The sequence below is a fragment of the Exiguobacterium sp. s59 genome, from assembly GCF_018617475.1.
Lineage (GTDB): Bacteria > Bacillota > Bacilli > Exiguobacteriales > Exiguobacteriaceae > Exiguobacterium > Exiguobacterium aestuarii.
In genome coordinates this window covers 612,388-628,160 of sequence record NZ_JACSKG010000001.1, presented here as the reverse complement: position 1 = coordinate 628,160, position 15,773 = coordinate 612,388, and the positions used below count along the sequence as shown (strand labels likewise).

General features: G+C 45.7%; 17 protein-coding genes. 4 read left to right on the top strand and 13 right to left on the bottom strand.

Annotated elements, in window-relative coordinates; all coding sequences use genetic code 11:
• Positions 1-15: 15 nt before the first annotated feature.
• The 13 genes from nrdG to KNO91_RS03210 all read right to left on the bottom strand — a co-directional run bounded on the left by nrdG (position 16) and on the right by KNO91_RS03210 (position 13,523).
• Positions 16-528 carry an anaerobic ribonucleoside-triphosphate reductase activating protein gene (gene nrdG, locus KNO91_RS03270; protein ID WP_214816044.1) on the bottom strand — a complete coding sequence of 171 codons (513 nt, stop codon included), beginning with the start codon at positions 526-528 and terminating at the stop codon, positions 16-18.
• Positions 506-2,356, bottom strand: coding sequence for an anaerobic ribonucleoside triphosphate reductase (locus KNO91_RS03265; protein ID WP_214816040.1), 1,851 nt, complete (start codon positions 2,354-2,356; stop codon positions 506-508). Before KNO91_RS03265 ends, nrdG begins: the two co-directional genes overlap by 23 nt.
• Before the next feature lie 191 nt (positions 2,357-2,547).
• Positions 2,548-3,378 (bottom strand): formate/nitrite transporter family protein, encoded by an 831-nt coding sequence (locus tag KNO91_RS03260; protein WP_074035310.1) that lies wholly within the window; start codon positions 3,376-3,378, stop codon positions 2,548-2,550.
• A gap of 242 nt (positions 3,379-3,620) precedes the next feature.
• A complete protein-coding gene (locus tag KNO91_RS03255) occupies positions 3,621-3,920 on the bottom strand; it encodes a hypothetical protein (protein ID WP_214816037.1) in 300 nt (99 codons plus the stop codon).
• 226 nt (positions 3,921-4,146) lie between these two features.
• The gene (locus KNO91_RS03250; RefSeq protein ID WP_214816035.1) at positions 4,147-4,791 is read right to left on the bottom strand and encodes a hypothetical protein; all 645 of its coding nucleotides are present in this window, start codon (positions 4,789-4,791) and stop codon (positions 4,147-4,149) included.
• A 159-nt stretch (positions 4,792-4,950) separates the two neighbouring features.
• On the bottom strand, positions 4,951-5,235 hold the full coding sequence (locus tag KNO91_RS03245) for a barstar family protein (RefSeq protein WP_214816032.1): 285 nt from the start codon (positions 5,233-5,235) through the stop codon (positions 4,951-4,953).
• Positions 5,236-5,286: 51 nt separating this feature from the next.
• Entirely contained in the window at positions 5,287-5,637 is a 351-nt protein-coding gene (locus KNO91_RS03240; RefSeq protein WP_214793866.1) for a cupin, read from the bottom strand.
• A gap of 236 nt (positions 5,638-5,873) precedes the next feature.
• Positions 5,874-6,524, bottom strand: a complete 651-nt coding sequence (locus KNO91_RS03235; protein WP_214816029.1) for a 50S ribosomal protein L25/general stress protein Ctc — start codon at positions 6,522-6,524, stop codon at positions 5,874-5,876.
• Between the two features lie 165 nt (positions 6,525-6,689).
• Positions 6,690-8,510, bottom strand: coding sequence for a DNA mismatch repair endonuclease MutL (gene mutL, locus KNO91_RS03230; RefSeq protein WP_214816026.1), 1,821 nt, complete (start codon positions 8,508-8,510; stop codon positions 6,690-6,692).
• Positions 8,511-8,514: 4 nt separating this feature from the next.
• Positions 8,515-11,043, bottom strand: coding sequence for a DNA mismatch repair protein MutS (mutS, locus tag KNO91_RS03225; RefSeq protein ID WP_214793876.1), 2,529 nt, complete (start codon positions 11,041-11,043; stop codon positions 8,515-8,517).
• A gap of 53 nt (positions 11,044-11,096) precedes the next feature.
• Positions 11,097-11,528 carry a YlbF/YmcA family competence regulator gene (locus KNO91_RS03220; RefSeq protein WP_012726155.1) on the bottom strand — a complete coding sequence of 144 codons (432 nt, stop codon included), beginning with the start codon at positions 11,526-11,528 and terminating at the stop codon, positions 11,097-11,099.
• 58 nt (positions 11,529-11,586) lie between these two features.
• The gene (locus tag KNO91_RS03215; protein WP_214793879.1) at positions 11,587-12,045 is read right to left on the bottom strand and encodes a GNAT family N-acetyltransferase; all 459 of its coding nucleotides are present in this window, start codon (positions 12,043-12,045) and stop codon (positions 11,587-11,589) included.
• An 11-nt stretch (positions 12,046-12,056) separates the two neighbouring features.
• A complete protein-coding gene (locus KNO91_RS03210; protein ID WP_214816023.1) occupies positions 12,057-13,523 on the bottom strand; it encodes a phytoene desaturase family protein in 1,467 nt (488 codons plus the stop codon).
• A 137-nt stretch (positions 13,524-13,660) separates the two neighbouring features.
• Between KNO91_RS03210 and KNO91_RS03205 the strand changes: the two genes are divergently transcribed.
• The 4 genes from KNO91_RS03205 to KNO91_RS03190 all read left to right on the top strand — a co-directional run bounded on the left by KNO91_RS03205 (position 13,661) and on the right by KNO91_RS03190 (position 15,729).
• Positions 13,661-14,167: a hypothetical protein gene (locus KNO91_RS03205; RefSeq protein WP_214788456.1), complete on the top strand. Its 507-nt coding sequence runs from the start codon at positions 13,661-13,663 to the stop codon at positions 14,165-14,167.
• A gap of 33 nt (positions 14,168-14,200) precedes the next feature.
• Positions 14,201-14,710, top strand: coding sequence for a DNA topology modulation protein (locus tag KNO91_RS03200; RefSeq protein ID WP_214816097.1), 510 nt, complete (start codon positions 14,201-14,203; stop codon positions 14,708-14,710).
• 8 nt (positions 14,711-14,718) lie between these two features.
• On the top strand, positions 14,719-15,069 hold the full coding sequence (locus KNO91_RS03195) for a VOC family protein (RefSeq protein WP_214816020.1): 351 nt from the start codon (positions 14,719-14,721) through the stop codon (positions 15,067-15,069).
• Between the two features lie 144 nt (positions 15,070-15,213).
• Positions 15,214-15,729: a P-loop nucleotide/nucleoside kinase family protein gene (locus KNO91_RS03190; RefSeq protein ID WP_256441800.1), complete on the top strand. Its 516-nt coding sequence runs from the start codon at positions 15,214-15,216 to the stop codon at positions 15,727-15,729.
• Positions 15,730-15,773 lie beyond the last annotated feature (44 nt).

Here is a 15,773-nt window from a genome sequence, read left to right as displayed (position 1 = left end):
TTTGGACCGGGCGATTCATTTCCCACCTACGCTGGGCTTCGCCCCGAGACGCTTAGAGGAGGGAGAATTCTCGCCTGATTTAGTTAAAAAGATGATTCGTTGATTGCTCGACCCCCGAAAGCGGAGTCCCGTGTCTCGTAGTGACTGCTCGTAACGTCCGTCAACGAGGACGTCAGCGTGGTCCAAAACAGTTTGAACCGATTCGTCGTGCATCGCTTCCAACTGTTCAATCGTATAACCGGTATACACCCACACATTTTTACCGAGCGATTTACATGCTGTGACGAGTTCCGCTAACGCTGACGATTGCAGGAACGGTTCGCCTCCAGAGACGGTCACCCCGTCCCAACCACTCATTTTTATGCGATGGACAAGTTCATCTACTTCGATTTCATCGCCACCGCTCAGATTCCACGAGGAAGGATTGTGACACCCTTTACAGTGGTGGGGACAGCCGGCAGTAAAGATGACCGTCCGTATTCCTGGTCCATCGACGACCGATTCTTCAACGACGGATAGAATGCGCATCATGTTTCACCCTCGCCCGTTCTTCTTCTCGTTTCGCCGTATTCCAACGGTCCATCGTCCCGACTAAATAGCCGGTGATGCGGCGGATTCGTTCGATGTTTGTATCCTCACCACAAGTCGGGCAGGCAACGTCAATCAGTCCTTCTAACCCACAATTTCCACAACGGTCGACCGGATGATTGATCGAACCATATCCGATATCATGTTGACGCATCAAGCGTACAATCGATTCTACTGCTTCTGCATTGTGGGCAAGGGAACCATCGACTTCGACGTAAGAGATGTGTCCCGCGTCGCATAACGCGTGATACGGTGCCTCAATTCGGATTTTTTCTCGGATGGAGACGGATTGATAAACCGGCACGTGGAATGAATTCGTGTAAAACGCCCGATTGGTAACCTCGTCGATCATCCCGAACTCTTCCTGGTCTCGGATCACAAATTTACCTGATAGTCCTTCTGCAGGTGTCGCGAGCAACGAAAAGTTCAAGTCGTACGCTTCGGCTACTTCACGCATGCGATTGGACAAATGGGTGACGATGTCGAGACCGAGTCGCTCCGCTTCACGGGACTCAGCATGTGTACTGCCCGTCAACACTTTCAACGTTTCAGCGAGCCCGATGAAACCGAGTGAGAGCGTTCCTTGTTTCAATACGTCTCGGACTTCATCCTGTATATGTAACTGCTCACTGCCACGCCAGACCCCTTGTGTGTAAAGAAAACGAAATTCTTCAGCGCGACGCGTACATTGATACTCGAATCGCTCGATCAACTGTTCAATCCCGATGTCGATATATCGGTTGAGAATTCGATAGAAGTCCGAAAGCGACTCGGAGACGAGTGCCATCTTCACCAGGTTGAGTGTTGAGAAAGACAGGTTGCCTCGTCCGATTGACGTCTCCTCCCCGTGCCGGTTTCCCATGACTCGCGTACGACAACCCATGTATGCCACTTCTGATTCGTGTGTCCCGTCATAATACGTGGCATTGAACGGGGCATCGATAAAAGAGAAGTTCGGGAAGAGACGTTTGCCTGTGACGCGGCACGCCTCACGGAAGAGATCGACATTCGGGTCACCATCGTTGAAGTTGATACCTTCCTTCACTTTAAAGATTTGAATCGGAAAAATCGGTGTCTCTCCGTTCCCTAACCCACGTTCTGTGGCACGGAGTAACTCCCGAATGAGGATACGTCCCCACTTTGATGTGTCCGTCCCATAATTGATTGAAACGAAAGGTACTTGCCCGCCACCTCGTGAGTGCATCGAGTTCGCATTGTGAATGAACGCCTCACACGCCTGATACGTCGCCGAAATCGTCTCTTCTTCTGCGAGTGTCTCCAATTGCGCCTCGTCCCAGTCAACAGGTAACGATTGGAGTCGGCTAAGTTGACGCTTATATGTCTTCTCGACATACGGTGCTAAGTCGACGTCAAACATCGGAAAAGCCTGCCCCCCATGTTGCATATTTTGATTCGCTTGTAGGATGATGGATGCGAGCGCCATGGCGGAGCGAATGTCTTTCGGGGACCGAATCGTCCCATGTCCTGTATGGAAACCGTCTTTCAACAATTGACCGAGTGGAATTTGACAACATGTCGTCGATCCTGTGATGTAATAGTCCGCGTCGTGCACGTATAAAAAGTTATCAGTGACGGCTTGCTTTGACTGTTCCGACATCAAATATGTCTGCGACAATTCTTTCGATACTTCTGAAGAGAGTCGTGCTAATTTCCCGAGCGGGGACTTCCCGTCAACGTTCGCATTCTCTTGTACTAAGTCTTGGTCTGGTAAGACGCATACGTCCTCATACAACCGTAGTAATTTCAATACCCCTCACCTCACTATATATGGATTAAAAACAGTTTAAATTGTTTTTAAAATCCTATATATAGATTATGACACGTTTTTTTTTGGAAGGTCACGAGTCAATATTGTGACAGTTTACATGTGCGCATACGACAAAAAAGAGCCTCGTCTTCGATGGGACAAGGCTCTACGTTATATGTGACAAACATCATTTATTTAGCAGCTTTCACGACTTTTAATTCGACTTCTTCCTCTAATTCTTGTGCCTCACGAAGACCTTTCGAGTTGAGCCATGTGTAGATGGCTCCCATAAAGAGCGCACCGCCGATAATGTTACCGAACGTCGCAGGAATCAAGTTGTGGATTGCACCTGCCATGCTGATCGTCTCAGGGTGTGGGACGACAAGCGTCAAGGCGAACAAGACGAAGTTGGCGATGACGTGGTCAAATCCTGAAGCGAAGAAGACCGCGACAAGGAAAATCATCGAGAAGATTTGAGCGAATTCATTTTTCATTTGTTTCGGTAAGAAAATAGCGAGACAGACCATCCAGTTACAGAAGATGGCACGGAAGAAAATTTCAACCGTCGTGTGATGCATTTTGCCCTCGACGACTGAGAACAACCAGTTGTTCATGCCAAGTTCTTGGATGACACCAGTCGGTGCGAGTAGTAAGGCGAATAGGATTCCCCCGAGTGCGTTCCCGACAAAACAGAGCAACCAGACGAGCATCGTATCACTGAGCGTCGTATAACCGCGAAGCGTCGACGTCGTGAAATACATCGTATTCCCCGTGAACAACTCCGCTCCCCCATAAATGATCATGACGAGCGCAATCCCGAAAGAGAAGCCCCCGATGAGTGTCGTAAACGGTGATTCCGCTAAATACATGCCGTTGACGACTTTTAACGTGAAAATCGAAGCAAAGCCGATAAAGATTCCGGCTAACATTGCCCGTAAAAAGTATTCCATTGGACGATAATGAATCATTTGCGAGGAAGCCTGTGCTTTTTTCCGTAATGATTCGAGTGCATGGATTTCCATTGATGCCATGTCACAAACCCTTCTTTCTGAATAATTAAATAGGAAAGTATCAGTTCTAATATGTGAAATCATTAACAATATAAACTGTACAGTCTCTGTTGGCAATCACCTCTAGAAGGAATTGACAGAGTGTTCACATCGTAATCGTTTACATATGGCGGATTTGTGACAAACAAAAATTCTCTCGATTTTCGAGAGAATAACAAGACAAATCTTTAGAAACCAATAGTTCGAATAAGTGATTAATCCTTCTTCATGAGTTCATCAAATGTTACATTCAATCTTTCCTCTACATGAAACGTTTCATGATTAACAATCAAAAGTTGCCCACTCATTAAGTCCACCCCTACAAAATCTCCTAGCATATCTTCATAGCCCACAACTGCAAAGCTCTGGTTTTTAAAATCTTCTAAATCTCCAAACTGACTTTCTAACTCATCGTTCGGTAGAATACAAAGATATCTATTCAACCCTTCGACCTGATCCAACAGGATTTCCTTTTCTTTAACAGGTAAAAGCGATTGTATCGATTTCAATGACATATTATACACCTCACTCAAGTTTATGAATTGCCTTGTAATGCTCTTCTGCAATCACTGTATTCCATGATTGTTCAATTAAATGTTAATTAACTGTCTCTTGGTCGACGATTGCGATTAAGACATAGTAAAAATTTTATCAGTGATATTCCTTTCCGATTCTAATTTTTGTGAAATGAATCTCAGTCGTAACAGGACTATGCGTTAAAACATGATCAAATTGAAGCACTCATAATTCATTTTCGTTTAAATAATCAATGTAAAATTTTTGAGGTAAATTCTTTGTCAATTCTTCAATAGATTCATATTTTTTTTCATTAGAAAATAAAATAAACCCAAGTCCATCTCCATCTATTTTAATAAAAGAAGTTGGTATACTCATATCAATTGAAGGTACAACTTGAGTTCTAGAGAACAGCCACTTACCATATTTTTTTAAAGTGAAATTCAATTTATCTTTAAAGATAATGTTATAAAACCCATTTTGAGCAGGCATCCAGTACGTTTCGTTAATCAAAAACCTTAGATCTTTTTCGTTTTCTATTTTTGCATTGCAGTAATAAAAAGAATTCTTATCCTCAGAGCAATAGTTCATAGAATATTTAATTTTCCTTGAATCCATTTTTTCAACCATCTCATTATCCTGACTTATATTTTTAGATAATATAAATGTCATGACTATTGGATATACATTTTGGTAAACCAAAAAATCAATTAAAGCTTTTTGGTTATCGTTAATAGTTAAATCATCATAACTAGTGATCTCATAAACCTTTTTAATTTCACCTATAATGAAATAATTATCTAAATTATCTTCAAGATGCTCTAATAGACGCTTCCTTTCAATAATTGTAAGCTCCTGCATAGTGATCACCTTTGATTTTTCAGTTTAAAGACCTTGTAATTTAAATCAGCTGTTTTTCTAATTATTCTTATGATGGTCGGGGACTATAAAAGTTATATTGAAAAATTAGTGATTGTAAAATGGTTACTCTCTTATAGACTAGTTTTATATATTAGTAAGCAAATTAGATTACAAGAAAACAAAATGACAATGTGAAACATAATGTTCTTCATCATACTCTTCTAAGCACATTTTTAAGTACTTAGCATCTTCACTTAACTTCGTTTCAAGCAAAGAATACCCGATAAACGTGATACGTTCAGGAAAAGTTATAAAATCCACATCAGTAATCACATCCCAAAATGCATCCCAATTTTTTCCGTAATGATCAGGAAGATGAAGACTTTCTTTTAATAACTGATGTAGTTCTTTGGTGGAAGTAACGTTACTTAAATCGATATATAGATGTGACATATACAGTCTTCTCCCCCACTCTTACCTCAAATCGTCTAAGTTTCATAAAAATTATATCTCAGTCATATCGATTGAGGGATCTAATTCTTCAATTTCGATATCCGTTAATCCTCCACCTGCTTTCGTTTCATGCCATTCCTCTTTCGTCCAAAAAATTGTGTCTCCTGCCCGAACCTTAAAATGTTCATCTTTTTCGCCTCTAATGTAACCCTCGGCACCATGACGAGAAGAAGTAAGTTGGGGTACAACTGTTTGATGATAACCGATGACACTACCTGGTTTTAAATGTATACATCCTATATTAGACCCTTTTTCAGTTTGTATGACCTGTGATATCACAAATTCCAAATTAAATTTTGTAATTCGTTTATCAGTTTGTCTATCAATTTTATAAAACTTCATCATACATCCTCTCAAGAAATAAACTTTTATATGTATTACCGCATTTATACCTATCATCACATTGAAGTAATGTTAATTTGTAATATTTTGGTTCAAGTGATTATGATTTATCCGTTTGACCTAAAAGTATAAAGTTCAGATTTATTTGGACAATCAAACAAAGGAGCATCGCCCCATCTCGGGACAATGCTCCTCTCAATTGAGTCGTGTCACTGTTACAGACACGTATGCAACTCTTATTCTTTATCTTCAGTCGATTCTTCTGTTTCTTCAGAAGATTCTTCAGAAGCTTCTTCAGTTGAACCTTCCTCTGATTCAGTCGCTTCTTCCTCTTCTTCAGCAACCGGCTCATTCACAGAGGCGATGTGCATATCTGGTTCCGAGACAATCGTGTACGATTTATCTTCTGGAAGATCTGCTACCGTCACCGAGTCACCGATTTCGAGGTCTGACACGTCAAGTTCGATGCGTTCAGGGATGTTGGCAGGTGTCGCAGCGACCGTCACTTTATAGAGCGACTGAGCGAGATATCCGCCTTCTTTGACGCCTTTCGCGTCGCCAACAAGGACGATATCCGTTTCGACTTCTGTCTCTTCATCCATCTTCACAGCCATGAATTCGACGTGTTGATAGAAGTTTGTGAACGGGTCTGTTTCCGATCCGTGCACGAGCGTATTGATTTTGTTTCCATCGAAATGGAGTTCAATCAAGGCATTGTCACCGTGGTCTCGAAGAATTTTACGAAGGTCCATCTCGTCAAATACGATTGGAGTGCTGTCTACTTTGTATCCGTAGACGACGCCTAACGCTTTGCCTTCCTTACGCAACTTCGTACGCAGTGACCGTGGGCGTAATTCTCGTTTTGATACTTGAAGTTTGTTCGTCATTTTCTTTTCCTCCTACATGGATATACATTTCATGTCGACATCTTGAGGGTGAGGCAGTGAAAAAGCCACCTCTCAACCTCGATGCGTTGAGTGACATGTGTATAGTTTTCCCATGAGGGCTATTGAATAAACGTTACATCGTGTTAAAACAAGGTAACAAGACGATTACATGACGCGTTTGAACAACTTCTCGAGTTCATACGTGCTCCACTTCACGAGAATCGGGCGACCGTGCGGACAAGTAAACGGAGACGTCGTTCGACCTAAATCATCAATCAATTGTCGCATCATTTCCATATTGAGTGGATGATTCGCTTTGATCGATCGTTTACACGCCATGAGGATCGATGCCTCTTCGCGATATTTCGCAAGATCAATCGAGCGCTGTTGAATGGCCATCTCCACCAAGTCACGAATCGTGCCTTCTAAGTCATGTTGCGGATACCATGTCGGAATCTCACGGACGAGGAACGTGTTACCCCCAAACGGCTCTAACGTGATGCCTGCGTCCGCTAGGAGTGGTAGCACTTCTTCGATAGCGAGCGTCTCTTCTTGTGTGAACTCTAACGTTAACGGGATCAACAGAAGCTGATATTCTTTTTCCGGACGTCCTAACTGCTCATAGAACAATTCATACTTGATTCGTTCCTGAGCGGCATGTTGGTCCATCACGTACATTCCGTCTTCCGCTCCACAGATGATATAACTCGAGTGCAGTTGCCCGATGACGTCTAACGCCGGTAAACGCTCCGACTGACGTACTACTGGCTCCTCAAACTGTTCTGGTTCGATCATCTCTGCTTCCGGCTCATGAACGAGCGGAGCCGGATTCCACTGGGAAGGTGACGTGAGCGTCTCTTTCCGTTCCCGAGGAATCGGATAGTTCCACTCGACCGGATCTGCTTGTTTAGGTTGTGGCTCCATCGAAAAGTCGAGTTTTGACTGTTCAGACGGTGTCACATGTTTCGGCTTCGGCTCTTGTTTCACAGACGGAATGAGCCGTTGCTCACGGAGTGTCAATTGAACGGTCTCTCGAATAAGCTGGCATAGTTCTTTTTCTTTCGACAAACGCACTTCACGTTTCGTCGGATGGACGTTCACGTCAATCAACATTGGGTCCATCTTCACTTCAAGCACGGCAATCGGATAGCGACCGATCGGTAAGAGCGTATGGTAGCCTTCGAGCACGCTTTGCGTCAGCGCGAAGTTCTTGATGCTTCGCCCATTTAAGATGAGGGTCACATATTGTTTGTTCGAACGGGTCACCTCCGGACGTACGAGATGGGCGCTCAGCGTATAATCATTCGTCTTACTCGATGCCGTGACGATTTGTGCGGCGACTTGACGACCATAGATGGCGAGCATGACTTGTTTCAAGTCTCCATTCCCGTTCGTTCTCAGCAATTCTTTTTCTTCATGGAAGACCGTGAAGCGAATCTCCGGATGAGAGAGTGCCAATCGGTTCAACGTATCGGTAATGCTGGCGAGTTCTGTCGCCGATGTCTTCAAGTATTTCAGACGGGCCGGTGTGTTGAAGAAAAGCTGACTGACTGCGATTTCGGTCCCGACGTTCGTCGCTACCGGATTCGTCGACTTGACGACTCCACCTTCAAGCGTCATCTCAAAACCGTCCTCGTCCGCACGCTTAGATTTCAATGAGACGTGACTGACCGAAGCAATCGAGGCGAGTGCCTCTCCTCGGAAACCGAGTGTCCGAATGCGGAACAAGTCGTGCTCATCCCGAATTTTACTCGTTGCATGTCGTAAAAAGGCTCGGGCGGCGTCTTCTTCATGGAACCCGTGCCCGTTGTCACGCACTTTGATGAGTCGGATACCCGCTTCTTGTAAGTCGACGTCTACTTTCGTCGCTCCCGCATCAATCGCATTCTCGACTAATTCTTTGACGACAGAAGCAGGTCGTTCGACGACCTCCCCGGCTGCGATTCGGTTCGCGAGTTGTTCAGATAACTCTCGAATGATTCCCATCGATTCACCCTTTCTTTGCGGTTTGTTGCAGTTCATACAGCGCCTGCATCGCTTCGATTGGATTCATAGCCAATAAATCGAGTTTGAGCAGCTGTTCTCGAACAGCGTCATTCGACTCGAACAACGACAATTGGCTGACTTCTTCCACTGGAGTTGGAACAGCCTGCTCGTTTAAAGCAGGTTTCGTCGCCTCTGACTCGAGTTCTGAGAGAATCGTCCGTGCCCGGTCGATCAATGAACCCGGGAGTTCGGCCAATTCCGCCACATGAATCCCATATGATTTATCGGCACGTCCTGGATGCACTTCATGCAAGAACACGACACGCCCATCCCGCTCAATCGCCCGGACATGGACGTTCTCGAGCGTCGGAATCGAATCTTCGAGCACTGTCAATTCATGATAGTGCGTCGAGAAGAGTGTCTTCGCGCCGATTGACGAGGCGATATATTCGACGATCGCCTGTGCGAGCGCCATTCCGTCATACGTTGATGTCCCGCGACCGATTTCATCTAATAAAATCAAACTATGTCCCGTCGCCTCAGTGACAGCTTGTCTCGTCTCGGTCATCTCGACCATGAACGTCGACTGCCCGCTCACCAAATCGTCCGCCGCACCGATTCGTGTAAAGATGCGGTCAAAGAGCGGGAGTTCCGCTGCTTCTGCCGGGACGAATGAACCGATTTGATGAAGGATTGCAATCAAGGCAAATTGACGCATGTATGTCGATTTACCGGACATGTTCGGACCCGTGATGAGCAACATTTGGCGTGTGTCGTCAAGCGTCAAATCATTGGCGACATATTCGCCTCGCGGCAAGACCGTCTCAATGACAGGGTGACGCCCACGTTCGATTTGAACGTGGGATGTCGTAACAGGGCGTACATATTCCCGCTTCTCCGCCACAACGGCAAGAGCGAGGAGCACATCTAATTCACTGAGTGAACGAGCCAGCTGCTGAAGGGCCTTCGTATATGTCTTCACCTCTTCGCGAAGTGCGACAAATAGGTCATACTCGAGCGTACAGCTCTTCTCTTCCGCCCCTAATATGAGGGCTTCCTTTTCTTTCAGTTCTGGCGTGATGTAACGCTCCGCATTCGTCAACGTCTGTTTCCGCTCATAGCGACCCTCTTCGAGTAGCTTCGCATTCGCTTTCGTCACTTCTAAATAGTAACCGAAGACGCGATTATACCCGACCTTTAATGACTTGATGCCGGTCGCGATGCGTTCCTGTTGTTCGAGGTTGGCAATCCACGACTTTCCGTTCGCTTTTGCCTCTAGAAGTTCATCGAGTTCATCCGAATAACCGTGACGAATCATCCCGCCCTCTTTCGTCGAAATCGGGGGTGAATCGACAAGGGCAGCCCGGAGCTGTTCACTTAACGATTCAAACGAATCAAGCTTTTGCTCGATTTGCTGCAAACGATCCGCTTTCACTGTTTGTAAGAGTGACCGGACAGAAGGCATCCGCTCGAGCGTGTCGCGAAGTTGGACGAGATCTCGCGCATTCGCCGTCCCGTACCCAACTTTCGCGACAAGGCGTTCGATGTCATAGACTCGCTTTAACTCTTCTTGTAGTTGATCGCGCAACATGAAGTCGTCCACTAAGTTCTCCACGGCGTCTTGGCGCTCTTTGATGCCTTGTTCGGTGTAAAGCGGCTGTTCGAGCCAGCGTTTTAACAATCGGCCACCCATCGCTGTCGTTGTCTCATCAAGGAGCGATAAGAGTGACCCTTTTCTCTCCCCAGAACGAGCAGATCGGAACAGTTCAAGATTTCGTGCCGTGTTGGCGTCAAGTTGCATATGTTGTTCGACCTCATAGGCGACAGCCGGTTGCAAGTGGTCGAGTGAGCGTTTCTGAGTTTTCGTCAAATAGGCGAACAATAACTCAAATGCGGAACGCTGTGCCTCATCTTTCGCACCTTGCGCGAGCGGACTCTCCCGCTTGTCCACTTGAATCGAGAGAGGGATTCCCGTCTGTCGTAACAAATCAGCGAGTCGCTCGTCCTCGACGATGACCTCGTTCGGGAGTAACCCTTCGATTTCCCGTAAGACAGCCTCTTCCGACGAAAGCGTCGTCAACCATGATTCACCGGTCGTGACGTCACCGCGCGCAATCCCAAAACGACCTGCGACGTCAGAGATGGCGACGAGATATCGGTTTTCTTTCTCGCTCAGTGACGCCATGTATGTACCTGGCGTAATCACTTGGATGACTTCGCGCTTCACGAGTCCTTTCGTCGCTTTCGGGTCTTCCGTCTGTTCACAGATGGCGACATTGAAGCCCTTTTCAATCAATTGTTCAATGTAAATGGCCGCAGAATGGTGAGGTACGCCACACATTGGGATCGGGTGTTCGGCCTGCTTTCCATTTTTAGAAGTGAGCGTTAGCTCTAACTCCTTTGCGACAATTTGCGCATCTTCAAAAAACAACTCGTAAAAATCGCCGAGTCGATAGAATAAAAAGGCGTCCGGATAGTCTGCCTTGATGGAGAAATATTGTTTCATCATTGGTGTCTGATGGACTTCTTGCATGTTAATTCACCTCTAGAAAGTACAACAGCTGACCATCGGCCAGCTGTGTCGTTTTAGTATCCGCAGCCGCCGCGTGCTTGTTCAGCCGCCATGCCGCTCCCTGTCTTTCCTGCAAGGACGTCTCCGTCCGTCGATTCGATAATACGATCCGTCACGGAGTTCGCGAGCGTGACCGTCACGTATTGAAGCAAGTCGTTTACTTCGACTTGAGTTTCTTGGAACGCTTGAACGACCGGAATCGAATCGAGCTCTTCCATCGCTTTATCAATCTTTTGCTCAACTTTTGCAAGTGCTTCGGTCTTGCCATAATGCTTACAGTTGACCGCTTCTTTTTGTAAGAACTTGATTCGTTTAATCAACGTCTGTACGCGGTCGCTACCGTTCACTTTCGCTTCCGCTTCTTTGAAACGTGCCACTTCTGGTGTTTGTGCTAATACGTCTGCCAATTCTCTTGCTTTTGCAATTACTTGTTGATCGGTCACCATTGTAAACCCCTTTATGTCTATAATGTTATCGTGCTCAATCGCACGTGAATGTTCTTTCTCATTCTAACATGAACGATTCGGAAACGGTACTAGCGGGATTTAAGGATTCACGTAACATATCGACATGCGGAATCCCGTCTTCGTTGTAAATTTCACTAGTCCGTTTGAATCCGAACGATGCGTAGAATGGTTCCACATACGTCTGCGCTTGAAGATATAGCGTCTCATGTCCGAAGTCCTGGATTGCCTCTTTCATCAGCTGACGAGAATAGCCTTTTCCTCGATGAGCGGCTTTCGTGACGACACGTCCGATGGCAATAGGAGACGCCTCCGTCAACACGCGAAGAGCAGAGACAATTTCTCCATCTTCTTCAATCCAATAATGGACGGCCTGTTCATCTTTCCCGTCGATTTCTTGATACGGACAATTCTGTTCGACGACAAAAATCTCAGTCCGTAGTGCCAGTAAGCGATACAATTCCATCGTTGTCAGTTCACCAAATGTTTTTTTCTTCATCCGTTTTCCCCCTATTCAATTGTCGCCCCGAGTGCCCGGGCGACATGTAACCCACTCGTCATCGCGCCAATCGTTCCCGCTCCTGGAAATATCGTATCCCCGCACACATAAAAGTTTGGCAAGTCCGTACGATAGCTCGCGGCACGGAACAGCGCCTGGCTTGGGGTCTGAGAATAACCTCCGACTGCCCCATGTGGACGTTTCGTATACTTCACCCATGCACCTGGTCCACCGGGAAGGAGAAGTGACGACTCACGATTCCAATCGGGGAACGCAGTCGCAACGACGTCGACGAGACGATCGGTCCAATCTTGTTCTAGTTTCTCATATGCTGCCCGGTCTTTCCAATGCTGCCATTCTGATAAATCGATATGTGTGGAGACCGTGATGGTTCGTTCAGGACGTTCTGTCCGCAACACATCGTCTGGTGCAGACATCGATATGAACGCATGACCACTCGGTAATTGCTCGTGATAAATTTGTTGGAAAAGTGGCTGTTGTTGGCATATGTCCTCAGGTAGGACGAGATACAGACTGAACGTGCCCCATTGCGACTGCTTCAACTGCCTACGATACTGTCGTTTGAACCGTCGTTGTTCCTGTCCTTTGAGAAGTTCGCTCGTCCGCTCAATCGGTATGGCAGACACAACCGCGTCGACCAATTCAAGCCGACCTCTTCGATCGGTGACGAGCCACCCATCCGACACACGTTCGATGGACTGCACATCTCTTCCTAATCTTGTAACACCACCAAACGTTCGGACGGCGCGCTCTAATGCATGAGCCAATTGATACAGTCCACCTTCTACATAATATGCCCCTTCGTGATAGATCGACAGTGCGACTGCACCGAGCAAATGACTCGCTTCCTTCGCACCGGTTTGCAAACTGTCGAGCAGTATGCCATCGATGAATCGTTCGAACATCGTATTGTTTAGTCCATGACGAGCTAACGTGTCACCAAGTGGCCGTTGGAGTTTCATGAGCGTGATGAGTTGGTTCGGACGGAAGCCTTTTAGTGCATACATCATATCCGAGACCGTGCGAAATGGAAGAGCGGGCAACTGCTGAAACAACGGGCGAATCTTCTCAAAATCGCCCCACACTTCACGATAGAACGCATGAATCGCATGAAGGTTCTCCGGAAACGCGCGACTCAGCTCTTCGAGGAGACGTTCGCGGTCGTGATAATAGGTGATGGTAAGGTCCGGGAGATGAATATCCATTAATTCATCCAATAAAGTGACCTCGACCGCTTCTCCAAGCTTCTCGAGAACCCGCTGATGGACCCCTCCCTGCTCAAATCCCATCCCGAGTGTCGCGCCAGCGGGAAACAAGTAGTCTCCACGTTGAAACTTACCGGCACACCCGCCCCATTCACGCGACGCTTCAAAGACAATCACATCATGACCTTCTTGTTGCGCGAGCGCAGCTGCCGTCAAGCCGGCGATGCCTCCACCAATGACCCCAATATTCATGAACATCCCTCCTAACTGTATGATACCCACTCCTTCAAAAAAATGAAGAAATGAATCGGTTTATAAGATTCCAGACTTCTTTTGAAGGGAACCGATTCTCTTATGCAGAAATAGTTCACATCTGAAAAGGTAAGGTGATGAAAATGCGCAGTCGTGTCATGGTCTATTTATTGATTCCAATCCTCATCTTTATTGGTATACTGATTACCCCACCTTCCGAGGAATCGCTCAAACTCGCGACGATGACCGTCGTCAGCATTCAAGAGATGATCCCTTACGAAAAAGAGTATACGGCACAGAAAGTGTTAGAAGAACGAACAATCGACGACAAGTCAGCCATTATCGAAGAATGGCGTCTCGAACAAGGGGCGAGAACGTCTTATAGTTATGTGCTCAGACTGAGAGGATTTGAACATGTGACTCAAATCGATGCAGGGGCTGCCAACACGAGATCGGACGGGTATTATGCGATGCAGGCGCATAGTCCCATCTTTGAGACGGATAAACCGGTATCGACAAACTATCCGATTGTCGTGTTTAGTTCGGAACAACGCCTCGTCATCGGTCAGATGGATTTCCGTGTCATTTATGAAGAGGATGGTCGATTAGAAAAATGGATCGTATTGGAGGATAAGCAAGAGTAAATGAACAACTTACCACATGACAACAATGAAAAAATGAAACGAATCATGATTATCGGTTCCGGTGGTGCGGGCAAATCCACCCTCGCGCGCCAACTCGGGGAACAGTTGCAACTAGAGGTCTATCATTTAGACGCCCTCATGTGGAGACCGGGATGGGTGATGGCACCGAGAGAAGAACGAATCAACATTCAACAACAACTCGTGAAGAAAGACGAATGGATTATTGACGGAAACTTCGGGAACACGCTGGACTTGCGTCTACAGGAAGCTGACACTGTCATTTTGATTGATTTGCCACGTATCGTGTGCGTATATCGGGTTCTAAAAAGAGTGATACGTTACCGTGGTACGACACGGCCCGATATGGGCGCATCTTGTGAGGAAAAGCTTGATTTCGCATTCCTCAAATGGGTCTGGAACTTTCCTGACATTCAACGACCTGAGATGCTCAAACGAATCTCACAATTTTCTCATGAGAAGCAGATCATCGTGTTAAAATCTCGGAAGGATGTTGAAAACTTTATTCATCAAACGAAAAGGTAGGATCTTCTATGAACCCTATTCTTCACCAAATCGGCACCATCTTTATTCCGGTGAGTGATATTCAAAAAGCGCGTGACTGGTATTGTAATTTATTCGAGTTCTCAATAAAGGAAGATATTTTGTTCGACCATTTATATGTCATACCATTAGAGGGCACCAACCTCGTTTTAGATAGTAAAATCTACTCAACAGATAACATCATCCAGACACCACTGTTTCACTTGAATACACGTGACATCCATCAAGCTTATTCTTATATGATTCAAAAAAATATTGATATCATCACACCAATTGAGCACGATCATTGGTTCAATTTCAAAGATCTTGATGGAAATGTCATCATGATATGCAAATGCTAAAATCAGCCATATGAGGTTATTCAGGTCGATTGTATCGAATGTCCACCTTGAAGAACTGAGGCAATATAACAAGTAAATCAAGTTATATGAGTAATAAGATTTACTCCTATTTAGATGTGAGGTGATCATCTGTTTTTTCTTCAAATGTCTGGAACACCTGGATCTGGAAAATCCACATTGGCTAAACGAATCATCCAACATGTACACGCGGTCGTCATCGATCATGATGCATCGAAAACTGCATTGCTTCGTACGCTTCCTATCGACAATTTCTCGGATGGAGAAATCGGGAAGATGGCTTATGATGTCGATTGGTCTCTCGTCGAGTATCACCTATCACTTGGACAAAACGTCATTCTCGACAGTCCTTGTCTCTATGACGAAATGCTCGATAAAGGGATAGCGATTTCCACAAAGTACGGAGCGACATATCGTTATATCGAGTGTCGTCATGAAGATTACGAAGAAATTAACGCACGACTTCGAAACCGTGTCAGACGACCGAGTCAAATTAATCAAGTTTCGTATGAGAATTGGTCTAAGATGAATGAACACTGCAAACGCCCTAAGAACCATACCTACTTACAAATCAATACGATGGACAATCGAGAGATTCCGATTGAGCGAATCGTTTCGTATCTTATGAGAACCTACGAATAAAACGCTTTCATCTCGAAAGTGTTTCTTTTTTTGATGTTTTTGTA

Bases quoted from the DNA above. Each gene is read 5' to 3' on its own strand.
- KNO91_RS03210 (WP_214816023.1), bottom strand. From the start codon at position 13,523: ATGAATATTGGGGTCATTGGTGGAGGCATCGCCGGCTTGACGGCAGCT.
- KNO91_RS03205 (WP_214788456.1), top strand. From the start codon at position 13,661: ATGAAAATGCGCAGTCGTGTCATGGTCTATTTATTGATTCCAATCCTC.
- KNO91_RS03190 (WP_256441800.1), top strand. From the start codon at position 15,214: ATGTCTGGAACACCTGGATCTGGAAAATCCACATTGGCTAAACGAATC.
- KNO91_RS03195 (WP_214816020.1), top strand. From the start codon at position 14,719: ATGAACCCTATTCTTCACCAAATCGGCACCATCTTTATTCCGGTGAGT.
- KNO91_RS03260 (WP_074035310.1), bottom strand. From the start codon at position 3,378: ATGGAAATCCATGCACTCGAATCATTACGGAAAAAAGCACAGGCTTCC.
- KNO91_RS03235 (WP_214816029.1), bottom strand. From the start codon at position 6,524: ATGACGAACAAACTTCAAGTATCAAAACGAGAATTACGCCCACGGTCA.
- nrdG (WP_214816044.1), bottom strand. From the start codon at position 528: ATGCGCATTCTATCCGTCGTTGAAGAATCGGTCGTCGATGGACCAGGA.
- KNO91_RS03220 (WP_012726155.1), bottom strand. From the start codon at position 11,528: ATGGTGACCGATCAACAAGTAATTGCAAAAGCAAGAGAATTGGCAGAC.
- KNO91_RS03200 (WP_214816097.1), top strand. From the start codon at position 14,201: ATGAAACGAATCATGATTATCGGTTCCGGTGGTGCGGGCAAATCCACC.
- KNO91_RS03215 (WP_214793879.1), bottom strand. From the start codon at position 12,045: ATGAAGAAAAAAACATTTGGTGAACTGACAACGATGGAATTGTATCGC.
- mutS (WP_214793876.1), bottom strand. From the start codon at position 11,043: ATGCAAGAAGTCCATCAGACACCAATGATGAAACAATATTTCTCCATC.
- KNO91_RS03255 (WP_214816037.1), bottom strand. From the start codon at position 3,920: ATGTCATTGAAATCGATACAATCGCTTTTACCTGTTAAAGAAAAGGAA.
- mutL (WP_214816026.1), bottom strand. From the start codon at position 8,510: ATGGGAATCATTCGAGAGTTATCTGAACAACTCGCGAACCGAATCGCA.
- KNO91_RS03245 (WP_214816032.1), bottom strand. From the start codon at position 5,235: ATGTCACATCTATATATCGATTTAAGTAACGTTACTTCCACCAAAGAA.
- KNO91_RS03240 (WP_214793866.1), bottom strand. From the start codon at position 5,637: ATGAAGTTTTATAAAATTGATAGACAAACTGATAAACGAATTACAAAA.